Below are 3046 nucleotides of genomic sequence, written 5' to 3' on the forward strand. Positions count from 1 at the left end.
AGCGAAAGGTCAATCTCCGCGCGATTCAGCTCCCACATCATTTCGGCCAGCTTTTCGTCGTTCCAGTCGCGACGCTCGGCGATCTTGTTGAGCGCGAGACTCAACGCTTTTTCTTCCTTCTCCGGCAAGTCGACAAAGTCGACATTTTTTGCCGGTATCGTCTCCCATCCCATCTCTTTCAGGGTCATGACGGTCATGTTTCCGCCCACTATCATTCCCTCGCGTCCTTTGCGGGTGTTTACGGTGATCAGCCCGCGCAGTCCGAATCTCTCGATCGATTTCTTCAACGTTTCGATATCGTCGTGTTTTATCTCTCTCGGATTGTATGGCGCGAACTTCAGGTTCGCGATTTTTATTGATTCGGTTTTTTTGTCCATAAATGTTGAATCCAAAATTTTAATCTCCACCACAGCCTCTGCAGGATCGGAAGCCGATCGAAGGCCTGATGGACTATCTCTTTTCGCATTAGCTCGATTCGCCGTTTCTGGGCCTCGGCCAAAAGATCCGCCGGAATGTAAACTCCGCCGATCAAGCGTGGCCGGTTTTTCCTGCGAGCCTCAGGATTCTTTTTGGGATTTGTTGCGTATGCCATGTTCTTCTTCGATTAGTTTGTCGACGGTCCGAAGCACTCCTTCGAGCCGTGCTCTTTCTTTCTCCTGTTCCTCGACGTAGTCTTTTTTGGTCGCGTCCGTGAATCCCATCGCGCCCCGCTTTTGGAAACCTTCCAGCGTGTCCGCGTCTTTTTTGCCGTCGTGGACCCTGATTTTTATTTCGCATCGCACGATGTCTTCGAGGGTGTAATCGTGCAATGTCTCCAGTGTTTCGAGTTTTGTTTTCATATCGTTTGAATTGTGAATTCTTTTTTCTTCTGATCCCACCGCCAATACTCTTTGTTTGAGCCCGGCGGTTTTGGAAATGCGAGCATGTGCTCCTTGTCGGCTCTCGACCTTGAGCCGAACGGTTCGGAGCTCACTTGCACGAACCGGATTTCTTTTTTGCTCACAGCCATCAAGTCCCAGCAGCCGAATAAATCTTGGGCCTGAAATCTCATGCGACGAGCTTTCTCGACCCAGTATCCTTGCTCGGTCAGAATGTCTTGAGCTTTCTTTTCGAATAATTTTCCTTTTTGGCTCCGGTTCATAGGATGCGATGCGGGTTTTGTTTATTTGTCCCGCTCTTAGCGAAAATCCGCCGTCTTTGCTTAGAGCGAGAAATCGTCGCCTGAGCCGCTGCGGGCCGGCCGATCTCCGCGGGGACGATCCGGCACTTCGAGCTTGACGTTCACCCTCGCTTGAGTTCGTCTGCCGACGAAATTCATGACGGTGCGGATGGCTTGAATGCCTCTCCCCGCTTTGCCTATCACGATTCCGGCGTCGTCATCGCCGAGCCTGACGGAGAGAAGGACGCCCATCTCATCCACCGTTTTTGTCACCTCGACCTTTTCCGGCTGAGTGACGATGGCTTTTAGAATCGTTTCGAGCACTTCTTTGTCTTGTGATTGCATATCGTTTTGAATTAACTTTTTTTATTTCGTCCCCGCCTGTCGACCTCAGACGGAGATGTGGGGTTAACCCCACTCGAAAAATCAGAACATTAATTTCGAATGTTTCGAGTATGGCTAATATTTTTTTCCGACACTTTAATTGCTTTCATAATTTCAACAGCCACCTGAAGCACTATGGCATTCCCAAGAGCTTTTAATCGTTCTATTCGATGTCTCGATTTCGACAATTCAAATCCGTCCAGTTTTGCGGGTAGCCCATCATCCATTCCACAAAGTTCGGCTGCAACTTCAAGCCAATTTCTTTCCCAACTTCCTCGTTCAAAATCTTTCCGCCTTTTTTGTTTGGCCTGCTTCCCGGATTCCCCGCTCGTGGCGTAGGCAATACGGCCAGTACGTCTTTCACCTTTACTCCGAATCTCACGCCCTTTTGATTCATCCTGCTCCATCGACCATTTTTTAATTCCGCATTCTTCACTGGTGCCCCCTCGGCTTCGCTCACTCTTGGCGTTGGAAGCAATAAACCAGACCCTGTCCCTTCGATGCGGAGCGTTGACGGCGACAGCTGGAATAACAAGCGGCTGGACTTCGTAACCGGAATCTTCCAGGTCAGTGCACACTTGTTCGAATACCAATCCGTTTTGCATAGCAAGAAACCCACGCACGTTCTCAGCAATGACCCATCGCGGATGCGTGAGCCTAATGATTCGAAGCATTTCCGGCCAGAGGTATCGAGCGTCGTTTGTGCCTCTCCTTTTCCCGGCTTGAGAAAATGGCTGGCATGGGAATCCGCCCGTAAGGATATCGACTTTAAGTAGTTGTCTATCCCGACTTGTTTGCTGTTTCTTCCTCTGCTCTTGTGGTCCGAGCCAGTCGGCGTTGGTAATAGATTTGATTTTTTTGATGTCGCCATAAATTTTTGAATTGGGAAATCTGAGTTTTATTAATTGCTGGCAGTAAGAATCGTTATCGCAAAAGATATGTTCGGAGTCCGGCCATACTTCTTCTACCGCCAGAGCGAACCCGCCGATGCCTGAAAATAAATCGATGTGCCTCATATGCGCGTCATCTCAAATGAATCTTTCAGCCTCTTTAAAGCGTCGTGCATTGAACTGATTTGTCCGCTCACTTCAAACCTTTTCCTACCGCTTACGCGCAGAGCTTCCGCTTCAAGCTCCCCGTAGAATCCTTCCCTGCGGTGACTCTCGTCTATGAATTCGCTTATAACCTTTTTGCAGAGAGCCACCGCCACGGCCGGTTTTATTTGTTTTTTTTCTTTGGCGAACCAGACGAAAAGCATTTCGATCTGAAAAAAAGAAAGGTGTCGGACCGCTCGTTTCGCAAGCCGGCCGTCTTTGCCTCTCTCGTAGGCGATCTTGAAATCGTTGCCGCGGAAGGCGTGCATGTACTTGCCGAACGTTCTGAGAACGAACGTCGACGAAACGGCACCGTCCGGATTGTTTTTCGGGTCTTCCGCCCATTTTTTATTTCTTAAAGCAAGCTCGCTTGCTTTAGCTAAAAATTTTGTAGACCCGGTTTCTTTTG

General features: G+C 49.2%; 6 protein-coding genes. All 6 read right to left on the reverse strand.

Going from position 1 to position 3046, the window contains the following annotated elements:
* The coding region (locus PHW53_05265; protein ID MDD4995841.1) for a ParB N-terminal domain-containing protein at positions 1 to 377 on the reverse strand (377 nt) is incomplete at its 3' end.
* Between the two features lie 180 nt (positions 378 to 557).
* Complete coding sequence (locus PHW53_05270) at positions 558 to 839, reverse strand: hypothetical protein (GenBank protein MDD4995842.1); 282 nt, start codon at positions 837 to 839, stop codon at positions 558 to 560.
* Positions 836 to 1141, reverse strand: coding sequence for a hypothetical protein (locus PHW53_05275; GenBank protein MDD4995843.1), 306 nt, complete (start codon positions 1139 to 1141; stop codon positions 836 to 838). The genes PHW53_05270 and PHW53_05275 overlap by 4 nt, the downstream gene beginning before the upstream one ends.
* Positions 1142 to 1201: 60 nt before the next feature.
* A complete protein-coding gene (locus PHW53_05280) occupies positions 1202 to 1504 on the reverse strand; it encodes a KH domain-containing protein (protein MDD4995844.1) in 303 nt (100 codons plus the stop codon).
* Between the two features lie 89 nt (positions 1505 to 1593).
* A complete protein-coding gene (gene dcm, locus PHW53_05285; protein ID MDD4995845.1) occupies positions 1594 to 2559 on the reverse strand; it encodes a DNA (cytosine-5-)-methyltransferase in 966 nt (321 codons plus the stop codon).
* Positions 2556 to 3046 (reverse strand): hypothetical protein (locus tag PHW53_05290; protein ID MDD4995846.1); only part of this gene is annotated, 491 nt, incomplete at its 5' end. The genes dcm and PHW53_05290, both read right to left, overlap by 4 nt.

Source organism: Patescibacteria group bacterium (genome assembly GCA_028710985.1).
In the GTDB taxonomy this organism is placed as follows: domain Bacteria; phylum Patescibacteriota; class Patescibacteriia; order JAHJFT01; family JAHJFT01; genus JAQTTB01.